The organism is Janthinobacterium sp. Ant5-2-1 (genome assembly GCF_001445815.1).
Classification (GTDB): Bacteria; Pseudomonadota; Gammaproteobacteria; order Burkholderiales; family Burkholderiaceae_D; genus Janthinobacterium; species Janthinobacterium lividum_E.
Window position 1 is genome coordinate 48,962 of sequence record NZ_LNCE01000021.1, and the last position, 20,977, is coordinate 69,938.

General features: G+C 64.8%; 16 protein-coding genes. 8 read left to right on the plus strand and 8 right to left on the minus strand.

The annotated features are described in order from the left end of the window. Nucleotides 1-115: 115 nt before the first annotated feature. Both ASN89_RS07980 and ASN89_RS29290 read right to left on the minus strand, forming a co-directional pair. Nucleotides 116-3,280 (minus strand): S8 family serine peptidase, encoded by a 3,165-nt coding sequence (locus tag ASN89_RS07980; protein WP_058048905.1) that lies wholly within the window; start codon nucleotides 3,278-3,280, stop codon nucleotides 116-118. A 1-nt stretch (nucleotide 3,281) separates the two neighbouring features. Next, complete coding sequence (locus tag ASN89_RS29290; RefSeq protein ID WP_046682203.1) at nucleotides 3,282-4,097, minus strand: NF038120 family PEP-CTERM protein; 816 nt, start codon at nucleotides 4,095-4,097, stop codon at nucleotides 3,282-3,284. Nucleotides 4,098-4,526: 429 nt separating this feature from the next. Here ASN89_RS29290 and ASN89_RS07990 point away from each other — a divergent pair, with 429 nt between their 5' ends. Both ASN89_RS07990 and ASN89_RS07995 read left to right on the plus strand, forming a co-directional pair. Continuing rightward, a complete protein-coding gene (locus tag ASN89_RS07990; RefSeq protein WP_058048907.1) occupies nucleotides 4,527-5,438 on the plus strand; it encodes a histidine kinase in 912 nt (303 codons plus the stop codon). Nucleotides 5,439-5,446: 8 nt separating this feature from the next. Beyond that, entirely contained in the window at nucleotides 5,447-6,094 is a 648-nt protein-coding gene (locus tag ASN89_RS07995; protein ID WP_058048945.1) for a response regulator transcription factor, read from the plus strand. Here ASN89_RS07995 and ASN89_RS08000 read toward each other — a convergent pair. Next, nucleotides 6,091-8,577: a TonB-dependent receptor gene (locus tag ASN89_RS08000; RefSeq protein WP_058048908.1), complete on the minus strand. Its 2,487-nt coding sequence runs from the start codon at nucleotides 8,575-8,577 to the stop codon at nucleotides 6,091-6,093. The two genes, ASN89_RS07995 and ASN89_RS08000, sit on opposite strands and share 4 nt — an antisense overlap. Before the next feature lie 103 nt (nucleotides 8,578-8,680). Further along, nucleotides 8,681-9,142, minus strand: a complete 462-nt coding sequence (locus ASN89_RS08005) for an Lrp/AsnC family transcriptional regulator (protein WP_034784295.1) — start codon at nucleotides 9,140-9,142, stop codon at nucleotides 8,681-8,683. Nucleotides 9,143-9,241: 99 nt separating this feature from the next. Here ASN89_RS08005 and ilvB point away from each other — a divergent pair, with 99 nt between their 5' ends. After that, entirely contained in the window at nucleotides 9,242-10,993 is a 1,752-nt protein-coding gene (gene ilvB / locus ASN89_RS08010; protein ID WP_058048909.1) for a biosynthetic-type acetolactate synthase large subunit, read from the plus strand. Nucleotides 10,994-11,157: 164 nt separating this feature from the next. Here the strand turns inward: ilvB and ASN89_RS08015 are convergent, their stop codons facing one another. Next, nucleotides 11,158-12,015 carry a helix-turn-helix domain-containing protein gene (locus tag ASN89_RS08015; RefSeq protein ID WP_058048910.1) on the minus strand — a complete coding sequence of 286 codons (858 nt, stop codon included), beginning with the start codon at nucleotides 12,013-12,015 and terminating at the stop codon, nucleotides 11,158-11,160. A 135-nt stretch (nucleotides 12,016-12,150) separates the two neighbouring features. Here ASN89_RS08015 and ASN89_RS08020 point away from each other — a divergent pair, with 135 nt between their 5' ends. Genes ASN89_RS08020 through bamE form a run of 5 tightly spaced genes read left to right on the plus strand, consistent with a single transcriptional unit; the run spans nucleotide 12,151 to nucleotide 15,597 of the window. Beyond that, complete coding sequence (locus ASN89_RS08020) at nucleotides 12,151-13,590, plus strand: cytochrome P450 (RefSeq protein WP_058048946.1); 1,440 nt, start codon at nucleotides 12,151-12,153, stop codon at nucleotides 13,588-13,590. 35 nt (nucleotides 13,591-13,625) lie between these two features. Continuing rightward, nucleotides 13,626-14,087, plus strand: coding sequence for a GNAT family N-acetyltransferase (locus ASN89_RS08025; protein ID WP_046682200.1), 462 nt, complete (start codon nucleotides 13,626-13,628; stop codon nucleotides 14,085-14,087). Next, nucleotides 14,084-14,443 (plus strand): nucleotide pyrophosphohydrolase, encoded by a 360-nt coding sequence (locus ASN89_RS08030; RefSeq protein WP_046682199.1) that lies wholly within the window; start codon nucleotides 14,084-14,086, stop codon nucleotides 14,441-14,443. Before ASN89_RS08025 ends, ASN89_RS08030 begins: the two co-directional genes overlap by 4 nt. A 60-nt stretch (nucleotides 14,444-14,503) precedes the next feature. Then, on the plus strand, nucleotides 14,504-15,292 hold the full coding sequence (locus ASN89_RS08035; protein ID WP_058048911.1) for a hypothetical protein: 789 nt from the start codon (nucleotides 14,504-14,506) through the stop codon (nucleotides 15,290-15,292). Beyond that, the gene (gene bamE, locus ASN89_RS08040) at nucleotides 15,289-15,597 is read left to right on the plus strand and encodes an outer membrane protein assembly factor BamE domain-containing protein (protein ID WP_058048912.1); all 309 of its coding nucleotides are present in this window, start codon (nucleotides 15,289-15,291) and stop codon (nucleotides 15,595-15,597) included. Before ASN89_RS08035 ends, bamE begins: the two co-directional genes overlap by 4 nt. A gap of 34 nt (nucleotides 15,598-15,631) precedes the next feature. Here the strand turns inward: bamE and ASN89_RS08045 are convergent, their stop codons facing one another. The 3 genes from ASN89_RS08045 to ASN89_RS08055 form a co-directional block, all read right to left on the minus strand. After that, nucleotides 15,632-17,287 (minus strand): PAS domain-containing methyl-accepting chemotaxis protein, encoded by a 1,656-nt coding sequence (locus ASN89_RS08045; RefSeq protein WP_046682196.1) that lies wholly within the window; start codon nucleotides 17,285-17,287, stop codon nucleotides 15,632-15,634. Nucleotides 17,288-17,728: 441 nt separating this feature from the next. After that, nucleotides 17,729-19,888 carry a DEAD/DEAH box helicase gene (locus ASN89_RS08050; RefSeq protein WP_082127541.1) on the minus strand — a complete coding sequence of 720 codons (2,160 nt, stop codon included), beginning with the start codon at nucleotides 19,886-19,888 and terminating at the stop codon, nucleotides 17,729-17,731. Between the two features lie 200 nt (nucleotides 19,889-20,088). Beyond that, entirely contained in the window at nucleotides 20,089-20,970 is an 882-nt protein-coding gene (locus ASN89_RS08055) for an alpha/beta fold hydrolase (RefSeq protein WP_046682255.1), read from the minus strand. Nucleotides 20,971-20,977 lie beyond the last annotated feature (7 nt).

The following is a 20,977-nucleotide window of genomic DNA, read 5'->3' on the forward strand; positions in this document are numbered from 1 at the left end:
CGACAAGATACCGGGGGCATTACCGCCATGCAAGTGCTATTCCTCCCGAACGGGGGGCATCCATTAAAAAAAAGGCGTGCCCGGAGGCACGCCCTGCGCTTACACCGGCAACGGTTTACTCGGCCAGCACCGGCTTGGCGCCGCGCGCATTCTGGAACAGCGGCACGGGATCATTGGTATTGACCTCGACCACCGTCACGCCCTGCACCACGCCAGCGACCTGGTAGCCGACGGCGCCCAGGTGGCGCTTGCCTTCGGCCAGGTTGGACCAGCTCAGCGAGACAGACGCAGTGCCGCCCATGAAGGCCGTGCCCGGCATCAGCGCCTTGAAGCTGCCGTTGTTCAAGCCCGGCGCCAGTACCCACGACGACAAGGTGTAGTCGGCCTGGCCGTTTTGCGGCGCAAAACCGATCACGCACACCTTGTAGGTACCGGCGGCGGGCAGGCGCAGTTCCACCTGCTCATTGGAACTTTCATTGCCGCTGCTGCCGACCAGCACATTGGCGGCATTGTAGACCTCCATGTCCATGTCGGTATTCGCGCCGCCCGTCGTTTCCGAGTCGTAGGTGGCAAAGCGCGCCGCCAGGGTGCCGGCCGGGACCACCACGTTGTGCACGTTCACGCCCGTCGCGCCACCGGCCTTGCAGGCAGCCGATGCGGCAGCGCCCGTCGCCGCCTGGCCGATCGTGCGCGTTTCGCGCACGGCTTCGACGAGACCCGACTTGACGCCCACCAGCGCGCCCGTGAAGCCCGTGCCCAGGGTCAGCACCTTGCTGCCGGTGGCCGCTTCGCTGCTGACCAGCGGAATGGCGGCCAGCGAGGTGCCGCGCGCCGTCAGCGGGCTGCGCACCGTGTGCGTGCCATCCGTCCAGCTCAGGGCGCCGTAGGTCCAGGTATTGGCCGGCGCCGTGGTGCGCGTCAGCTTGACCTGGTACTGGCCCTTGGCGCCCGGCGCCAGGCTCAGGCTCGTAGGCGTCACCGCCACCGTGTAGCCGGGCAGGCTGGCCGAGACGTTATAGACGGCGCTGCTGGCGCCCACGTTGGTCACCGTGCGCGTCAGCACTTGCGTGCCCAGCACGTTGGCCGCCGTCAGCGACGCCAGGTTCAGGTTGTAGGCAGGAATGGTGCCGACGGCCTGGCAGGTGGCGGGACTGTAGACCTTCAGGTTTAGGCCGCACAGGAAGCGCGCATAGTCGATTTCCGACACGTCGTACACGAGGCCCGGATCGGCCGCGCTGTTCGGCGCGATGTGGCCGGCGCCCTGGCCCCACGGCAGCTGGCCCGAGTTCTTCGCCGTGGCATCCCACGACACGGAACCGTTCAAGCCGTCAGGATACGTGCTGAAGGCCGTCGTCATCAGCGCCGACTTGATGGCCGCGGGCGACCAGCTCGGATGCTGCTGCTTGAGCAACGCCGCCACGCCGGCCACGTGCGGACTGGCCATCGAGGTGCCGGAATAGAAATCCCACTCCGCCACTGGCGCCACGCCGCCGGCCGCCACGGCATCGCGCTGCGCCGGGGTCAGGTCGGCCGTCACGCCGGCAAGGATGTTGGTGCCGGGCGCCGACATGTCCGGTTTCAGGATATTCGCGTTGGCCACGTTCGGCCCGCGCGAGGAACGGTCGCTGACGATCGGCGCCTGCACCGTCGTGTCGGCGATCGTATGGATTTCGCCCAATGCCGCCGTGCCGTCCGGATTGGACGCCATGAAAGCCTTCAGCGCGTCGCCCTGCGCCTGCGCCAGGTGGACCGTCGACAGCACGTGCGCCTGGTTGATGATGGTATTGGCGCCGCCGACCACGTTGGCGATGACCACGCCCGCCGCGCCCGCCGTCTTGGCATTCGCGCTCTTGTTGACCAGCACGTTGCCGCCACGGTCGCACACGAGTATCTTGCCCGCCACTTTCGCCGGGTCCAGATAAGCCGAGGTGGCGTCGGCCGCGCCGAAGCAGCGCAGCAAATTGAGGTCCGTCGGCGACACGCCGGCCAGGCCCGCGTCGCGCGAGCGGATCAGCGGCAGCGCCGGCGTCTTCGCATTGCTCGATGCGCCTTCCAGCTTGGTGCCGTTGCTGAGGATGACATTGCCCGCGTACAAACGGTTGTGGGTGGAATTGGCCACCGTCGCCAGCCAAGGGCTGATGTGCGAGACGGGTGCCGGCACGTCGGGCGCCGGCGTGGATGGACCGGAATTGCCGCCGGACGTGGCGACAAACACGCCGGCCGCCGCCGCGCCGAGGAAGGCGACTTCCGTCGGCTCGTCGAAAGCGCCGCCGCCCGCGTTCGGGCCGATGGAGAAGTTGATGACGTTGACGCCATCCTTGACGGCCTGGTCGATGGCGGCCACGCTGTCGGCCGTGGCGCAACCGTTGCGGCCCGTCGATGCGGCCGTCCAGCACACTTTATAGGCGGCGATGCGGGCGCGCGGCGCCATGCCGGAGGCCTTGCCCAGCGACACCCCGTTCGAAGTGGCTAGGGCGCCATTGTTGCCGCCGGCCGTGGACGCCGTGTGCGTGCCATGGCCGCCGTGCCCCGTCAGGCCGGCGACGGAATCGCGCGGCGACAGGAATTCCGTCCAGTGCAGCGCCGACGTGGAGGCGCGGTAGTAGCGCGCGCCGATCAGCTTGTTGTTGCAATTCTCGGCGCTAAAACCTTCGCCGGTCTGGCAAGTGCCTTGCCAGCTGGCCGGTGCCGCGCCGTACACGACGTTGCTGCCGCTGTGGCTGGGCACGCCGTTCTCGTCGAGGCGGTCGGCAAAGGCCGTGTTCTCGGGCCAGATGCCGCTGTCGACGATGCCGATGATGATGTCTTCGCCCGCGTGTGTCTTGCCGCCCAGTTGTTCCCACAGGCCGCCCGGCTTGTCCAGGCCCAGAAAGGTGGGCGTGTAGCTGGTGTCGAGCTGCAGGATGGAGTCGGCGCTGACGCTGGCCACGCCGCTGTTTTTCTTCAGGGCCCGCACTTCATCGTCCGTCAGCAAGGCGGAAAAGCCGTTGAAGACGACGCTGTACTGGTGCGTGATTTCCGCCGCGCTGACGGTGCCGGCCACGGCGGCCTGTTTGGTGTCGAGGTAGTTCAAATAGGCCTGCACATCGGCGGCGCCCACGTTGATGCGCGCGCCCGGAGCCGGCTTGGTGGCGGCCAGGCCGTCGACCTGGCCCGTATAGGTGGCGGCCGGCTTGTCGACCAGTTGCACGATGTAGGAACGGCGTTCCTGCGCCTGCGCCGCTTGCGCCAGGCTGGCGGCCAGCAGGAGGATACCGAGTGAAACGGGACGTAATTTCATCTCATGCTCCTTGCACGGTGAATGCTGCGAACTTGCCGCTGCGGCGGCGCGACAGCATGCCGATCGCGCCCAGACCAGCCAGCAGCAGCATGTAGGTCGACGGTTCCGGCACGGCGCTGATGTTGATATTGTCGAGCGCAAACTGGCCCTGGTTAAAGGCGGGGAAATCGATGGAATTGGTGCACGCGCCAGTGTCATTGAAAATGCAGGCGTTGAAGGTCAGGCCCGTCAACGCATAGTTGCTGAAGCCGCCCAGCAGGGAAGCGCCCTGGAAATGGTAATTGCCATCGCTGCCCTGGCCGGGAAACGCCAGCGAGGTGCTGACCACCTGGCCGTTGCTCAGGGTGCCGCTCAGCTGCAGCTGGCCCCAATTCATGTTTGGCAAGCCCGAGACGGGCGCGATGAAGGAATAGTCGAAACCGGCCAGGCTGAACGCCTGGTGGTCGGCACGCGCGAAATTCACGCCGCCATCGTTGAGGATGGCCAGGTAGTTGCCGGTGGCGCCCTGCGGGCAGGCGGCGATATCGCACGACGAGCCCACGCGGCCATCGAGGATGGCGCCCACGCCGCTGACGCCGCCGCCTGCCGCCGTGGTCGGGTCGGCCAGGAACAGCAGGTTGTAGCTCGACGTATTGAGCGTCTGGCCGCTGGCATACACGTCGGGACGCAGCGAGTCGAAGGTCAGGACATCGGCCATGGCCGGCGCCGAGGCCAGCACGGACAAGGTGGCCAGCGCGGCCAGGACGGTGGCGCGGCCGCGGATAGCGGGCGCAGTAGCGGTGGCGGGCGATACCCGCGCATGTGATAGACGATTCATTCTATTCCCTTGGTTGTTGTGGATAGATAGGTCGGCAGGTCTGGCGCCCGCTTTCAGCTTTTTCACAAAAGTGTCAACAAATATAGCAAACCACACAAAACAAATATCATATTTTTAATATCATTTATTTATTTTTTATCTAACTCTGCGAAACTTTGTTTTGTTTTATCTATGAAAGCTTGAGCAATCTCAACGTTACATCGGAACAACAATGCATCGCACTGCAGACGTGCGCGCCAGCGTGCCCGCCCGACTTCAGATAAGCTCGAAAACCGTGCCTGCCGCGCCGTCAGCCACCGTGACATCGCGGTACACCTGTTCCATCCTGGAACACTTGTCTCCCCCCGCCACGCGCCCGGCCATTGCCCCTGCGCCGATGGCATGAAGCTTGCACAACAAGGGAATCGACCGTGCTCAGGGAGCAGCATCATGGAACACCATCAATTTGCCGGCAACGGCCGCTCAGACACGCGGCCGGCCCAGCGCCTTCTCGTGTGCTGCGCGCTGGCACTGGCTTTTTTCCTGCTGGCCGCCAGGCTGGACCTGGCCGAACGGGTTACCTACGCGCTCGGGCGCCACGAACACTGGCAACTCGATGAACTGGCCCTGAGCCTGTTGCTGCTGGCGCTGGCGCTGGCCGGCTTTGCCGTACTGCGCGGCCGCCAGGTGGCGCTGCTGCTGGCGCAAAACCGCGCCCTCACGCAGCGCCTGCTGCGCGCGCAGGAAGAGGAGCGCTGCGCGCTGGCGCGCGAGCTGCACGATGAAGTGGGACAAGACTGCACGGCCATCCGCGCGGCCGCCAGCTACATCCTGCGCGCGCGCGATGGCGACCAGGCGAACGTGCAAGCCTGCGCGGCCAGCATCGCCCGTTCGTCGGAAGCGCTGCATGCGATGGTGCGCACCATGCTGCGCCGGCTGCGCCCGCCCGTGCTCGACAGCCTGGGATTGGCGCCGGCCCTGCAGGGGCTGTGCGACAGCTGGTCCCAGCAGCACGGCATCGCCTGCCATTTCGCACCGCACGCCATCCCCGCCAAGCTCGACGACGGCACCGCCACCGCCATATACCGCCTGGTGCAGGAAGGCTTGACGAACGTGGCACGCCACGCGGGCGCCGACCGGGCCACGGTGGAATTGCGCGCCGATGCGCACGGCTTGCTGCACCTGGCCATCGAAGACAATGGCCAGGGTTTGCATCCAGACAAAACGCCGGCAGATGGCTTCGGCATGTTGGGCATGCGCGAGCGCGTGGCCGGCCTGCGCGGCCATATCTGCTGGATCAGCGCGCTGGGCAACGGCTTGCGCATCGAAGTGGCGATGCCGCTGGCGGCTGGTGCGGCATGAACGCGGCCATGACCCCGATCCGCGTGATGCTGGTCGACGACCACCCGGTGGTGCGCACCGGTTACCGGCGCCTGCTGGAACAAGGCGGCGACATCGCTGTCGTGGCCGAAGCGGGCAATGGCGAAATGGCGTATGCCTTGTACCAGGAACACGCGCCCGACGTCTGCGTGACGGATTTGTCCATGCCCGGCATCGGCGGCCTGGAATTGCTGCGCAAGCTGATCGCCCGCGATGCCGGCGCCCGCGTGCTTGTGTTCAGCATGCACGATACGCCGCAGCTGATCGCGCGCGCGTTTGACGGCGGCGCCTGCGGCTTCGTCAGCAAGCAGGCCGATCCGGAACACCTGGTCGACGCCGTGCGCGCCGCCCACGCGGGCCGGCGCTACCTCGATCCGCACAGCACCCCCGGCATGCTGCAGGGCGCGGCCAGCATGGAAGCGCAGCGCTTGAGCAGCCTGAGCCAGCGCGAATTCGAAATCTTCCGCCTGTTGGCCGAAGGCCGCAGCGCCGCCGACTGCGCCCGCCTGCTACACGTAAGCAGCAAGACGGTGGCCAACCACCAGACCTGCATCAGGGAAAAGCTCGACGTGCCCGGCCCAGCCGCCTTGGTCCATCTTGCATTACGCAACGGGGTCATCGAGCACGTCCACCCTTAAAACACGTAGCGCAAGCCCACATTCACGCTGCGCGGCGCGCCGGCCGCATAGAAGGTCGCGTTGACCATCGGATACTCGCCGTTCACGGCCGGCAGCGGCCGGGCATTAAAACTGCCATTGGCGTCGAAACCCGTCGCGCCCAGCTGGGCCGCCGTCGCATAGTGTCGGTCGAGCAGATTGTTGACCTGGGCGAACACGCTCAGTTGCCGTGTCAGCTGGTATTTGCCGTTCAGTTCCACCACGGCGTAGCCGCCGCTCTTGCCCGCGCCCAGGTACGCCGGCCCGCCCGCCTGATGCGCGTTGTTTTCATTGCCGCGCGCATAGGCACTCGACACGGCCGTCATGGCCAGGCCCACCGTCCAGTCGCGTCCGCCCTGAACCTCCACGTGCGCCTTCAGGATATGGCTGGGCGTGAGCGGAATGCGCTTGCCCGGCGTGATGACGATATTGCCTTCCAGGCCGGGCGCTTCCGCGTCGCTGCTGCTGTTGGCGCTGCCGTTGACGGTTTCCCGGCTTTGATACGTCGCCTGCAGCCACGTGTAGTTGACGCCGAAGTCGAGCGCGCCCGCCTTGCCGTCCAGCGCCAGCTCCACGCCCTGGTGGCGCGTCTTGCCGAAATTCTTGAAGTAGCCGAAACCGGCCTGGTTGTCGGCCACGAACAGGATATCGTCATGGTTTTCCGCGCGGAACACGCCCGCGCTCCAGCGCGCCACCTCGCCCCACTGGCCCCGCACGCCCGCTTCCCACGTCTTCGTCACCACCTGTTTCAAGGGCGGGTCGCCGGCCATGGCGTTGGGCAGGCGGCATGGGTTTTCCGGGTCGGCGCAACCAAGCTCGATGGCCGTTGGCGTGCGGCTGCCTTCGTTGTAGCCGAGATAGGCGCTCACGCCCGAGGCCGGCGCGTAGGCCAGGCCGATGGCTGGATTGAAGCGGCTGAAACGGTGGTCGCCATCGAGCGAGCCGCTGCCGCCGCCGGGCGTGATGGCGTCGCGGTTGCGCACCGTGCTGCGGTTGTAGCGGCCCGAGACGGTCAATGTCAGGTCTTGATTGAACGCGATGCTGTCGCTCGCATACACGCTCCACGTGCGCATGCGCCCGCTCAAGTCGACCCGGTTGTCGACGGGCGTGCCGTCATCGTCGATTTCCGTCCCATCGGCAAAGAAGTCGACGGGCGTGATGCCGCGATCCGGGTTCAGGTAGCCGAACTGGCTCGTCTGGCGGAAGGTGGCGTGACTCGTGTCGTAGGCGGCGCCGGCCGTGACGGCATGGCGCATGCTGGCCACGTCGGCCAGCGCAGTGAACTGGCCGGAAAAACCGTAGTTTTCCTGCTGCGTATGACTGCGGTTGATCATGCCATTGCATTTTTCGGCTGGCTCATCGTTCAGCAGCACATTGCCGATGCAGCGCCACTTCGGGAAAGGCGTATTGCCGGCATTCGCCCCGCTGGCGGGAAAGCCCGTGTAACCGGCCGCCGCCAGGGCAGCCCGTTCGGCCGCGCCGGGCTGGTAGACGGACTGATCGAGCGACTCGTCGTTCAGATCGCCGTTGTAGGTGTGCGTGTCGATCTTGCGGTAATACACATTGCCGGACAAGAGCAAGGCAGCGCCGGCCTGGTGCTTGCCCGTCAGGTTCAGCAGAGTCGACCTGTTTTGCGTCAGGTCAGGCTTGGTGTAGACGCTGCGGTAGTCGCGCGCCAGCATGCGCTGTTCCTGCAAGCCGTTGCCCGTCAGCGCATTGTCCGCGTGGGCGAGCGTGACGGCGATATCGGTGCGCGCATCGCTCCAGCCCAGCTTGCCAAACACCTGGCGCACGTCGGATGGCGAATCGTCGCGCCAGCCATCTTCCTTGAAGCGGTTGCCCGTCACATACCAGTGCCAGCCCTGCGCATTGCTGCCGCCATGTTCAACTTCCACGCCGCGACGTTGATCGGAACCCAGGCGCGCCTCGACGGCGGTGCCTGGGCTGGTCTTGCCATCCTTGGTCTGCAGGCCCAGCGCACCGCCCAGGGTGTTCAGGCCAAACAGGGGATTCGAGCCGGGCATCAGGGTCAGCGAAGCTATGGCCATGCGCGGGATCAAGTCCCAGCTGACGACGTCGCCAAACGGCTGGTTCAGGCGCATGCCGTCCAGGTACACGGACAGCCCCTGTGGCGTGCCCAGCAGGGGCGAAGCCGTATAGCCGCGGTAGCTGACGTCGGGCTGGAACGGATTGTTCTGCACTTCGTTCACGTAGACGCTGCCCAGGTTGCGGCGCAGGAAGGCGGAAATATCGAGCGCGCCGCTGCCGGCGATCTGCTGCGCGCTGGCCGTCTGCACGGGCGCGGCGAATGTGTCGCGCGGCTGCTCCACGGTGGGCAGCGGCATGCTGCCCGTGATGATGACGGTGGGCAGATCGCCCGAGGCGGCCAGGCTGGCATCAGCAGGTTCGGCTGCCTGCGCCTGGCACAGCGCCATGGCGGCGGCGGCCAATAAAGTCAGTTTCATGCTATCCCCGTTTTATCATGGTTTTTATGTCTGTCCAGTATCGGACAGCCACCATCGATGAACTAGGGAAAAACTCCCGCCGTGCGGGCGGCGGGCAAGCACGCTATCGCTGCAGCGGCAAGTAACTCTGCTTCAATTGGCGCAGCACAAAGCTCGATTTGCTGTGGCGGATGCCGGGGATTTTGTATAAACGCTCGCGCAGCAGGCGTTCGTAGTCGCGCGTGTCGCTGACCGCAATGCGCAAATAGTAATCGTAGTCGCCCGAGACGAGAAACGCTTCCAGCACTTCCGGGATCATGGCCAGCGCGTGGCCGAATTCGAACAGGGCCTGGTCGGAATGGTCGTCCAAGGTGACTTGCACGATGACGGTGTCGGCCAGCCCCACCTTGGCCGCGTTGACGTTCACCGTATAGCCTTCGATGACGCCATCGTCTTCCATGCGCTTGATGCGCGCCCAGCATGGCGACGAGGTCAGGCCCACCTTGGCGCTCAGCTCGTGCAGGCTGATACGGGCATCCTGCTGCAGGGCCGTCAGGATGGCGAGGTCGAATTTGTCGAGCTTCATTCTGTTCTTTCCATATTTTGCAGCAAATTTTGCTGAATTATGCATTTTATACGAGAAAACCAGCAGCCTTTTCTGCCACATCAGGCAGAAAATAAGGCCATGAAACCCGATCCCGCTCCCCTCCTCGCTCCCGCCCACGATCTTGCGCCGCGCAACGGCGCCAGCACCCTGATCGACACCCTGCTGGCCCTGGGCGTCGACACCGTCTTCGGCTATCCCGGCGGCGCCGTGCTGCCCCTGTACGATGCGCTGCACGCGCAGCCGCGCTTGCGCCACGTGCTGGTGCGCCACGAACAGGCGGCCGTGCATGCGGCCGAAGGGTATGCGCGCAGCACGGGCCGGCCCGGCGTCGTCTTCGTCACGTCCGGCCCCGGCATGAGCAACACCACCACGGGCTTGCTCGACGCCCTGTGCGATTCGATTCCCGTCATCTGCATCAGCGGCCAGGTGGCCACCACCAGCATCGGCACGAACGCCTTCCAGGAATGCGACGCGCTGGGCATTTCGCGCCCCGTTACCAAGTGGAACCGGCAAATCCGCACGGCCGACGAAACGGCCGCCGTCGTGTACGAAGCATTTATCCAGGCCACGCAAGGCCGGCCCGGCCCCGTGCTGATCGATTTTCCCAAGGATATGCAATTGGCTCCCGTCGCGGACCACACGCCGCTGCCCTCCGCTGCCGCAGTGGCTGCATCCCTGCCCGACAGCAATGAGCTGGAACGGGCCGCCTGTCTGATCGCCAACGCGCGCCAGCCCGTGTTCTATGGCGGCGGAGGCCTCATCAATTCTGGCCTCGATGCCTGCGCCGCGTTCCAGCAACTGGTGAAACTGGCGGCCGCGCCGTGCACCCTGACCCTGCTGGGACTGGGCGCCTTTCCCGCCTCGCACCCGGCCTTCCTCGGCATGCTGGGCATGCACGGCACCCTGGAAGCGAACCTGGCCATGCACCATGCGGACCTGATCGTCTGCGTGGGCGCCCGCTTTGACGACCGGGTGACTGGCAGGCTGGACGCCTTCTGTCCCGGCGCGAAAATCATCCATGTCGATATCGATCCGGCGTCGATCGGCAAGGTGGTGCGCGCCGACGTGGCCCTGCGCGGCGATTGCGCCCCCGTGCTGGCGGCCCTGCTGGCGCAGCTGCGCGGACGCCTGCTGGCGGACCGCCAGCCGTGGTGGCAGCGTATCGACGGCTGGCGCGCCGAAGACAGCCTGGCATCCGACGACACGCCGGACGTGATCGCGCCGCAGGCGCTGATGCGCCGGCTGCAGGCGGCCCTGGATGGACAGGACGCCATCGTGTCCACCGACGTGGGCCAGCACCAGATGTGGGCCGCGCAGCACCTGCGCTTCGAGCAGCCGCGCCGCTGGCTCACCTCGGGCGGCGCCGGCACCATGGGATACGGCTTGCCGGCCGCCATCGGCGCGCAGATCGCCCATCCGGGGAAATGCGTCGTGTGCGTCAGCGGCGACGCGTCGATTTTGATGAATATCCAGGAACTGGCCACGGCCGTGCAGCACCGCCTGCCCGTGAAAGTGGTGCTGTCGAACAATGGCTACATGGGCATGGTGCGCCAGTGGCAGGAACTCATCCATGGCGGGCGCTACAGCCACAGCTACACGGAAGCGCTGCCCGACTTCGTCGCGCTGGCACGCGCGTTCGGCTGGCAGGCGCATACGGTCAGCCGGCGCGACGAGCTCGACGGGGCGCTGGCGGCCTGCCTGGCATCAAGCGGTCCCTACTTCCTCGACGTGCGCGTGCATGGCGAGGAAAACTGCTTTCCCATGATGGCGCCCGGCGCGGGGCACCATGAAGTGACCCTGTCCAAGGGCAAGGTGTACAGCGAGCGGTAATCCGGCATGACCACTGGCCACGCCAACGATGTTGTCGGATTACGCGTGGCGTTGCCACGCTAATCCGACCTACGCCCATATTTGGTAGACATCACCACTCGCCACCACGGCTAGGCCGGATTAGCGGCGGTACGCCGCGTAATCCGACATCACCACCGGCCGGATTACGCCCATATCCTGTAGATCCAATAACTTTCATCCTCTCGGCTGGCGCGCGCGAGTTCCGTGGGACTCAGGCCCGTGATGGCGCGCACTTCGCGGCACAGGTGGGCCTGGTCGGCGTAGCCGCCCTCGGCGGCGATATCGCTCCATGCAGCGTTGCCTTGCAGCATGGATTCTCGCGCATCGAGAAACGACTGTTCCGCGCGGCGCATGCGGCGCAAGGTGCGCATGGGCTGGCCGGCCCAGGCCTTGATGCGGCGCTCGATATTGCGCGCGCCGCTGGCCAGGCCCGTCGATGCCGCCTGCACGCCCAGGCGGCGTACCCAGTCTTGGATGGCGCCGGCAGGATGGTCGCCGTTCTTGCGCGCCAGTTGCCAGCGCGGCGCGAGAAAATCTTCCACCAGCGCGATGCGCGCCGCGTCATCGGGCGCGGCCAGCACGGCGTCCGACAGCACCAGCCAATCGGCATCGAACAGCGCGTCGAGCGGGCGAAACTGATCCAGCAGGGCATCCATCGATACGCCCGTCAACGCATGCAGGGCGGCCGGATAAAACATCACGATAAACGAATGCACTGGGCCGGGGTTGTAGCTGACCAGCGGATACGAACGGGGACCGCCGAACAGCGCGGGCGGCATGCGCACGTCCGGCAGCGACAGTCCCGGCGCGGCCGCTTCCACGTCGCCGGCGACGGTCCAGATGATGCTGCACATGGGCGCGGCGGGAAAGCGGTTCAGGCGCTGGGCCGGCGGCAACGGTGCGCAGCCCGTGGTGTCGCGCACGAGGAAAGCGCGCACGCAGGACGCCAGCGCGGTGCGCGGCGCGATCAGGCGGCTCAAGGGTGTAGGGGCGGCAGGCATGGCGACGATTGTACCGGCAATTTCTGGCCGCGCACGATGTCGTATTCATTCAATACAAGCGGGCCGCAATCGCGTAGAGTGTGGCCATTATTGCAAGCAATCCGCGTACTTTCACCGTATCGACAGGAGATGTTCATGCCGCCACTCGACCACGCCGCCGCGCCCGCCACCACCGCGCCGCTGCGCCAGATCCGCCACTTGCCGGGGCCATTCGCCCTGCCCATCGTCGGCAACAGCCTGCAAATCAAGCTCACGCGCATCCACCGCGACGTGGAACAGTGGGTACGGCGCTACGGCCCCTACATGCGCGCCTGGTTCGGCCGCACCCTGGTGCTGGTGGTGGCCGACAGCGAGGCCGTCGGCGCCGTGCTGCGCGACCGGCCCGACGGTTTTCGCCGGCCCTTGAGCAGCTCCATCGTCTCCGACGAAATGGGCGGCGTGCCCGGCCTGTTCCTGGCCGAGGGCACGGAGTGGCGCAACCAGCGCCGCATGGTCATGGCCGGCATGGCGCCCGGCGCCATCAAGGCGTATTTTCCGGCGCTGGTGACGGTGGCGCAGCGCCTGCAACGGCGCTGGCATCTGGCCGCCACGCAAGGCCAGGTGATCGACCTGGACGGCGACCTGAAACGCTACACGGTCGACATCATCGCCGGCCTGGCCTTCGGCACGGAAGTCAACACGCTCGAATCGGGCGAAGACGTGATCCAGCGCCACATGGACGACATCCTGCCCGCCGTGGCGCGGCGCAGCCTGTCCATGTTTCCGTACTGGCGCTATGTCAAGCTGCCCGTCGACCGCCGGCTGGACCGCGACGTGGCGGCCCTGTCCGCCGCCGTGGCCGACCTGGTGCAGCAGGCGCGCACGCGCATGGCGCACGACCCGGCGCGCCGCGAGCGTCCGCCCAACCTGCTCGAAGCGATGATCGCCGCCGCCGACCTGGAGGGCAGCGGCGTGACGGACCGCAACGTGGCCGGCAACGTGCTGACCATGCTGCTGGCGGGCGAGGATACGACGGCCAATACCGTGTCCTGGATGATCTATCTGCTGCAACGCCATCCGCACACCCTGGCCCGGGCGCGCGAGGAAGTGCGGCGCCTGGCGCCCGACGTGGCCGGTTTCACGATCGAGCAGATGGATAGCCTCGACTACCTGGGCGCCTGCGCCAGCGAAGCCATGCGTTTGAAACCGGTGGCGCCCTTCCTGCCCGTCGAGGCGCTGCGCGATACGGTCATCGGCGATATCGCCGTGCCGGCCGGCACCCTCGTATGGTGCGTGATGCGCAACGACACGGTGTCCGATGCGCACTTTCCCGACGCCCAGGCCTTTCAGCCCGAGCGCTGGCTGGAAGGCGGCGAAGCGAACAACAAGCGCGCTGCGATGCCCTTTGGCGCCGGCTTGCGCACGTGCCCGGGCCGCTACCTGGCCTTGTTGGAAATCAAGATCGCCATGGCCATGCTGCTGGGCAGCTTCGACATCGCCGGCGTCGCCACGCCCGATGGCGGCGAGGCGCAGGAACTGATGGGTTTTGTCATGTCGCCCATCGGCCTGACGATGCGCCTGGCGCGGCCGCAGTGATACCATGGGGAATATCTCATTCACTTGACTTCCCCATGACCATCCGCCTGGAATCGCCGCAGCAAGCCGACGTGCAAACCCTGATCGCCGAGCTTGATGCCTATCAACAGACCCTGTATCCGGCCGAGTGCGTGTATTCGCTGGACCTGGCGTCCGTGCCGTCCGATACCCTGCTGTTTGCCGTCGCCCGCGATGCGGCAGGCGCGGCGCGGGCCTGCGGCGCCATCGTCGTCACGCCCGATTTCGGCGAAGTCAAGCGCATGTACGTGCACCCGGACAGCCGCGGCCTGGGCCTGGCCAAGCGCCTGCTGGCCCTGCTGGAAGAACAGGCGCTGGCGCGCGGCTGCCGCTTGCTGACGTTAGAGACGGGCATCCACCAGCCCGAAGCCATCGCCCTGTACGCGCGCCATGGCTACCAGCGGCGCGGACCGTACGGCGACTATCCCGACGATCCGTTCAGTGTCTTCATGGAAAAACCGCTGCAGGTGGCGGCATGAACGCGCCAGCCGACAGCCTGCTCGACATGCGTACTCGCCTGCGCGCCTTTGCCGCTGAACGCGACTGGGACCAGTTCCACACGCCGAAAAACCTGGCCATGGCCCTGTCCGTGGAAGTGGCGGAACTGGTCGAGCACTACCAGTGGCTGCCCACGGGCGCGGATGCCGAACTGGACGAAGCCAAGCGCACGGGCATCCGCCATGAACTGGCCGACGTGCTGATGTATCTGGTGCGCCTGGCCGACAAGAGCGGCGTCGACCTGCACGCGGCCGTGCTGGAAAAGATGGAACTGAACGCGCAGAAATACCCGGCGCAGCAGGTGCGCGGCGATGCGCGCAAATACAGCGAGTACTGAGCGAATACTGAGACAGCCACCCGTGCGTGGCTGATGCGCAAAAAAGCGTAGCATCAAGCCATGCGTACCTATCACCCTCTCCTGCTGGCGTTGCTGCTCCATGGCCCTGCGACCCTGGCGCAAACCGCGCCCGTGCCGCAAGTCAAAGTGGACGCCACGCGCGACCCCGTCGATAAATCCTACCGCAAGATGCTGCAGGGCGTGGACCGCTTCGAGCGCGACCATGCGCTGGCGCCGCAGGCGGTGCTGCGCTTTCGCTTGCTGCCGCGCCAGCCCGGCGTGGACATGACGGGCGTGCGGCTGCGCATCGCCGGCGACACCGTCAGCATCCCCCTGCCATTGGCCGAGGACAACAGCTTTGCCCCCGTGCGCAATGCGCAAGCGGCGCGCGAAGACGCCGTGCTGATCGCCAACCGCAAGGCCACCACCATGAGCTGGCGCGCGCAAGTGATCACGCCCGGCTTGCCGCCCGGCACGCGGCGCCTGGGCGACTTGCGCCTGGAATGCCGCGCCGGCATGGATTCCGGCCTGATCTCGAACGACCCGCAAATCATCGCCTGGCTGTCCAGCATGCTCTACAGCACCGACAAGGTCTGTTCCGAACCGGACGGCAATTATCTGTTCTTCACGGACCGCCCCCTGTTCGGCGTGACTCTCGTGCATGGCGAGCGCAGGGTTTCGCTACCGCTCAAGATGCTGTATGCGGGCGGCGAGCAGACCCCTGCCTCGCTGCCGTATTGTGATTGCCAGGTCTTGCTCGACCGCACGTATTACGCGCCCCTGTGGGATAGCAGCTGGCCCGACGATACCCTGCTGGAATTTAACTATATGGACGAGGTGGCGCCATGAAGTGGCTCGCTGTCTTCGCGCTGGCGCTGCTGGCCGCCTGCTCCGGCACGCGCGCCTTGCAGGCAAGCAAGAACGTGCCTTACGCAACCCTGGAGCAGACGGTGCAGGTCGGCAGCAGCACGCGCGAACAGGTACGCGCCGCGCTGGGAGAGAGCACGTCCATCCGCTTCGACAGCGGCAATGAAGTGTGGATGTACACCTACCCGGCCGCCTCGGGCGCGCAGGGGGAATATGTCATCTTGTTTGGCGGGGATGGGGTGGTGAAGAAGGTGCGCAGCGGAGAGGTGTACCGGGTACCGAAGTAAATCCCGCCAACGGTGCGCTGGCGGGATAATTGTCTTAGCGTGCCTTCAGCAAGGCCCGTGACGCCACGCCCGCCCCCACGCTGCGGCCCACGCCGGCCGTCTTGCGCTTGGGCGAGGCCTTCAGTTTGAAGATGCCGATCGACTGGGCCACGCTGTCGGTGCGCTGCGCCAGGCTGGTGGCGGCGGCAGCCGCCTGCTCCACCAGCGCCGCATTCTGCTGCGTGATGCCATCCATGTGGATGACGGCCTGGTTGACTTGCCCGATGCCCTGATTCTGTTCGCGCGTGGTCGAGGAAATCTCGTCCATCACTTCCGTCACGCGGGCTACCGAGGCGATCACTTCCGTCATGGTGGCGCCCGCATTGCTGGTCAGCACGCTGCCCGCATTCACGGTGGCGATCGAATGGTCGATCAGGTTTTTCACCTCTTTCGCGGCCGTCGCCGAGCGCTGCGCCAGGCTGCGCACTTCGCCCGCCACGACGGCAAAACCACGGCCGTGTTCGCCCGCGCGCGCCGCTTCCACGGCCGCGTTCAAGGCGAGGATATTCGTCTGGAAGGCGATGCCATCGATGAGGCCGATGATGTCGAGAATCTTGCGCGACGAGGTGCTGATCTCGTCCATCGTGGTGACCACTTCGCTGACGATGGTGCCGCCCTTGGCCGCGACGGTGGACGCCTGCGCCGCCAGCTTATTGGCCGTGTCCACGTGGTCGGCGCTGTTTTGCACGGTCGACGTCAGCTCTTCCATGCTGGCCGCCGTCTGTTCGAGGCTGGAGGCCTGCGATTCCGTGCGGCTGGACAAGTCCATATTCCCCGTGGCGATTTCCGCCGTGGTGATGCGGATATCCTCGAAGTTGGCGCGCACGTCGCCAATGATGCTGTGCAGGTTGATGTTGGTCTGGCGCAAGGCCGCCATCAATTGGCCCATGTCATCGTCGCGCACCTTGTCGATGACGCCCGTCAAGTCGCCGCCAGCCATCTTGCGCGCCACCGTGATGGCCTCGCCCAGCGGTGCGACGAGGGAATTGTGCAGGTGGGCCCAGAAATACAGCATCAGCGCCACGGCGGCGGCGGCAGCGCCGCTGAGCCAGCTGCGCGTGGCCGTGCTCGTGTCGCCGTCGATATTCCACACGGCGCAGCCGAGGATGGCCAGCACGACGCCAAAGACGATGCAATGCAGGGCCAGGTCTTGCGACAGGGTCAGCTTGCGCCACTCGGCCAGCTTGGCGGCCCAGCCCTGGCGCACGACGCGGCCATTGCGGATCGCCAGCTTGGCGCTATTGCCGTCTTTAAAACTTTTATACAGGGCTGCCGCTTCGTTGATCTGCTCGCGCGTAGGCTTGGTGCGCACGGACATATAGCCGATCGGGCGGCCGTTTTCGATGACGGGCGTGATATTGGCGAAGACCCAATAAAAATCGCCATTCTTGCAGCGGTTCTTGACCATGCCGGTCCATGGCATGCCGGTCTTGATGGTATCCCACAGGTCGGCAAACGCTTCGGCCGGCATATCGGGATGACGCAGGATATTCTGTGGCGCACCCAGCAGTTCCATTTCTGAAAAACCGCTGACTTCAATGAAATACTGATTGGCGTAATTGATATTTCCTTGTAAATCCGTCGTGGAAACAATCGTCATGCCTTCATTTAATACGTATTCATTTTGCGTGATAGGCGTATTGACCCGCATCTTCGCTCCTCTATTTTTTTCAACTAGCATAACAAAAACATAAAAACAATATACCACATCAAGCACCCATGATATATCGCCCGGGCGACAGTGATACTGGTCAAATAATTTAATAAAAGCCAATTCATTTATGTTTTATAATTTACTTTGATTCAACTTGATTGATTTTATTGAATGTAAAATTCAAATTGCGCGCAGATACAATAATTAATAAAAAATTATGCATTGACGCAGCAGCCAATAAATACGGCGTATGCGCCGATAAAAAGACGCAGATGAACTGGCGCAATGGCCGGCACGTGGCGACGCCTGCCGCCAACAATAACGCGGCAACAATATTCATTTCTTGAGGGAAAATAAAAACTGGCGCGAATGCGCCAGTGGGGGATGTGTCTCCAATCCGCGACACAGGCGCCGGGGAGGCGCCCGTGCAGGGATTGCTTACTTAAATGTTTTGCGCGGCGACTTCGGACGCGGTGGCGCAGGCTTGCGCTCCGTCGTGCCGTCATCAAGGCTGATGCGCAGTTTCTGGCCCGAGACCACGACCGATTTCAGGTGGTCGAGGATTTCCGGCGGCATGCCTTCCGGCAGGTCCAGCACGCTGTAGTTGTCAAAGATATCGATGCGGCCGATATGCTTGGCTTCCAGGTTCGCTTCGTTGGCGATAGCGCCGACGATGTTACTTGGCGTCACGGCGTGCTCGCGGCCCACTTCGATGCGGTAAGCCGTCACGCCTGGGCGTGGACGTTCCTTCTTCGGCGCGCGCGGCGCAGGGGCTGCGTCGCCCGCATCCGCTGGCGCATCCTTGAACGCTGGCGCGGACTTGGCGGCGAACGGCTTGCGCGGCGCGGCTGGCGGCGCCAGGTCCGGCGCGTCGCCGTCGCGGCTGATGCGCAGCTGCTGGCCCGCGACCCACACGGTTTTCAGCTGGTCCAGCAATTCTTTCGGCATGCTGTCCGGCAAGTCCAGGACGCTGTAGTCGTCATAGATTTCGATGCGGCCGATGTTTTTCGAATCGATGCCCGCTTCGTTGGCGATGGCGCCGACGATATTGCCTGGTTTCACGCCATGCTGATGACCGACTTCGATGCGGAAGGTCTGCATGCCGGCATCGGCTGGACGTTGGATGCGTTCTTTTTTCGGGAAGGCCGGGCGCTCGCCACGGTCGCTGCGCTCGTTACGGTCGAAGCGGTCGCCCCGTTCCGGACGGTCGTTGCGCTCGAAGCGGTCTTGACGCACAGGACGGTCGTCTTGCCACGTGGCTTGCTCGCGCGCCTTGTTCTTGTCCAGCAGCAGCGGCGTATTGCCACGCGCCATCTTCGCCAGGGCGGCGGCGATTTCGATGGCGGGAATGTTTTGTTCGCGTTCGAAATCTTCGATCAGCGACTGGAACTGTTCCAGTTCGCCCAAGGCGAGGGTTTCGCTGATCTGTTCCTTGAACTTGGCGATACGTACGTCGTTGACGGCCTGGATCGTCGGCAGTTCCAGCATGCCGATCGGCTGGCGGGTCGAACGTTCGATGGCTTTCAATAAGTTCTTTTCACGCGGGGTGATGAACAGGATCGCTTCGCCGCTGCGGCCGGCGCGGCCCGTGCGGCCGATGCGGTGGGTATAGCTTTCCGGATCGTGCGGCACGTCGTAGTTGACGACGTGGCTGATGCGCTCGACGTCCAGGCCGCGGGCGGCCACGTCGGTTGCCACGAGGATGTCGATCTTGCCGTCTTTCAACTGCTGGATCGTGCGCTCGCGCTGGGCTTGCTGGATGTCGCCATTGATGGCGGCAGCCGAGAAGCCACGGGCTTGCAGCTTGCCGGCCAGCTCTTCCGTGCCCAGCTTGGTGCGGGCGAAGATGATCATGCCGTCAAACGCTTCCGCTTCCAGGATGCGGGTCAGCGCGTCGAGCTTGTGCATGCCCGACACCAGCCAGTAGCGCTGGCGGATGTTGTCGGCCGTGCCCGTCTTGGCGGCAACCGTCACTTCGGCCGGGTTCACCAGGTAGGTCGTGGCGATGCGCTTGATGACGGAAGGCATGGTCGCCGAGAACAGGGCCGTTTGATGGCCTTCCGGGGTTTCTTTCAAGATACGTTCGACGTCGTCGATAAAGCCCATGCGCAGCATTTCATCGGCTTCGTCAAGCACCAGGGTTTTCAGCTTGGACAGGTCGAGCGAACCCTTGTCCAGGTGATCGATCACGCGGCCTGGGGTGCCGACGATGACGTGCACGCCGCGGCGCAGGGCCGACAGCTGCGGGCCGTAGCTTTGGCCGCCGTAGATCGGCAGCACGTGGAAGCCGGGGATGTGGGCGGCGTACACCTGGAACGCTTCGGCGACCTGGATGGCCAGTTCGCGCGTCGGTGCCAGGACCAGGGCTTGGGGTGAGCTTTGTTTCAGATCGATGCGCGACAGGATCGGCAAGGCGAAGGCGGCGGTTTTACCCGTGCCCGTTTGCGCCTGGCCCAGCACGTCGCGGTTCGCGAGCAATAATGGAATCGTGGCCGCCTGGATAGGCGACGGTGTTTCGTAACCGACATCCTTGAGCGCGCGAATCAGCGGCTCGCTCAGGTTAAGGTCGGAAAATAAGGAAATTGGTGTATCAGACATGAAATCACTCACAAGTTCGCTCGAATCGCCCAATGCGAAAGAGTGTATCCGCTAGTTTACTCTTTACTGGACCTTACCGGGTGGAACGGGGCGGCAGAACGCCATTTTTTGCAGTCTAAAACGCAGAAAAATCGGCGATCCGCACGCAATTGGTGCAAAAACCAAGCAATATTATTTGTTTTGCAATAGATTCGGCTACTTTACAGATGCGCTTCGATATTGCTGGCCGCATCGACCGAGTGGCGCAAAAATTCCAGCAAGTCCTCGTTCAGTCTGTCCTTGTGTGTCGTCGCCAGGCCGTGCGGCGCGCCCGCGTACACGAGCAGCTTGCTGCCGATGATGAGCTCGGCAGTGCGCCGCGCCGAGGCGGCAATCGGCACGATCTGGTCGTCGTCGCCATGGATCACCAGGGTCGGCACGTCGAACTTGGCCAGGTCCGCCGTAAAATCCGTCTCGGAAAATTGCTTGATGCACAGGTAGGATGCCGGCATGCCCGCCTGCATGCCTTGCCGCCAGAAACTGTCGCGCACGCCCTGCGAGGGCTTCGCATCGGGCCGGTTGTAGCCATAGAAGGCCTCGCTCAAATCCTGGAAAAACTGGCTGCGGTCGGCCTGCACGCCGGCGCGGATGGCGTCAAATGTGGATAGCGGCAAGCCCAGCGGGTTTTCCGTGGTTTGCAGCATCAGCGGCGGCACGGCGCCCACCAGCACGGCGCCGGCCAGGCGTTCCGTGCCGTGGCGGCCGATATAGCGCGCCACTTCGCCGCCGCCCGTCGAGTGGCCGACAAGCGTCGCGCCCGTCAAGTCCAGTGCGGCGATCAGGGCGGCCAGGTCGTCGGCATAGGTATCCATGTCGTTGCCGTCGAACGGCTGGCTGGAGCGGCCATGGCCGCGCCGGTCGTGCGCGATGACGCGGTAGCCGCGCGAGGCCAGATAAAACATCTGGTCTTCCCAGGCGTCGGACGACAATGGCCAGCCGTGGCTGAAGACGACGGGCGGGCCGCTGCCCCAGTCCTTGTAGTGGATCAATGTGCCGTCGGCGGTACGCAGGGTATTACTCGATTGCAAGTTCGTGGCAGTCATGGAACGC

Excerpts from the sequence above, each read along its gene's own strand:
- ASN89_RS08020 (WP_058048946.1), top strand. The coding sequence starts at position 12,151 with ATGCCGCCACTCGACCACGCCGCCGCGCCCGCCACCACCGCGCCGCTG.
- ASN89_RS07980 (WP_058048905.1), bottom strand. The coding sequence starts at position 3,280 with ATGAAATTACGTCCCGTTTCACTCGGTATCCTCCTGCTGGCCGCCAGC.
- ASN89_RS08045 (WP_046682196.1), bottom strand. The coding sequence starts at position 17,287 with ATGCGGGTCAATACGCCTATCACGCAAAATGAATACGTATTAAATGAA.
- ASN89_RS08025 (WP_046682200.1), top strand. The coding sequence starts at position 13,626 with ATGACCATCCGCCTGGAATCGCCGCAGCAAGCCGACGTGCAAACCCTG.
- ilvB (WP_058048909.1), top strand. The coding sequence starts at position 9,242 with ATGAAACCCGATCCCGCTCCCCTCCTCGCTCCCGCCCACGATCTTGCG.
- bamE (WP_058048912.1), top strand. The coding sequence starts at position 15,289 with ATGAAGTGGCTCGCTGTCTTCGCGCTGGCGCTGCTGGCCGCCTGCTCC.
- ASN89_RS08015 (WP_058048910.1), bottom strand. The coding sequence starts at position 12,015 with ATGCCTGCCGCCCCTACACCCTTGAGCCGCCTGATCGCGCCGCGCACC.
- ASN89_RS07990 (WP_058048907.1), top strand. The coding sequence starts at position 4,527 with ATGGAACACCATCAATTTGCCGGCAACGGCCGCTCAGACACGCGGCCG.
- ASN89_RS08000 (WP_058048908.1), bottom strand. The coding sequence starts at position 8,577 with ATGAAACTGACTTTATTGGCCGCCGCCGCCATGGCGCTGTGCCAGGCG.
- ASN89_RS08050 (WP_082127541.1), bottom strand. The coding sequence starts at position 19,888 with ATGTCTGATACACCAATTTCCTTATTTTCCGACCTTAACCTGAGCGAG.
- ASN89_RS08035 (WP_058048911.1), top strand. The coding sequence starts at position 14,504 with ATGCGTACCTATCACCCTCTCCTGCTGGCGTTGCTGCTCCATGGCCCT.
- ASN89_RS08030 (WP_046682199.1), top strand. The coding sequence starts at position 14,084 with ATGAACGCGCCAGCCGACAGCCTGCTCGACATGCGTACTCGCCTGCGC.
- ASN89_RS08005 (WP_034784295.1), bottom strand. The coding sequence starts at position 9,142 with ATGAAGCTCGACAAATTCGACCTCGCCATCCTGACGGCCCTGCAGCAG.
- ASN89_RS07995 (WP_058048945.1), top strand. The coding sequence starts at position 5,447 with ATGACCCCGATCCGCGTGATGCTGGTCGACGACCACCCGGTGGTGCGC.
- ASN89_RS08055 (WP_046682255.1), bottom strand. The coding sequence starts at position 20,970 with ATGACTGCCACGAACTTGCAATCGAGTAATACCCTGCGTACCGCCGAC.
- ASN89_RS29290 (WP_046682203.1), bottom strand. The coding sequence starts at position 4,097 with ATGAATCGTCTATCACATGCGCGGGTATCGCCCGCCACCGCTACTGCG.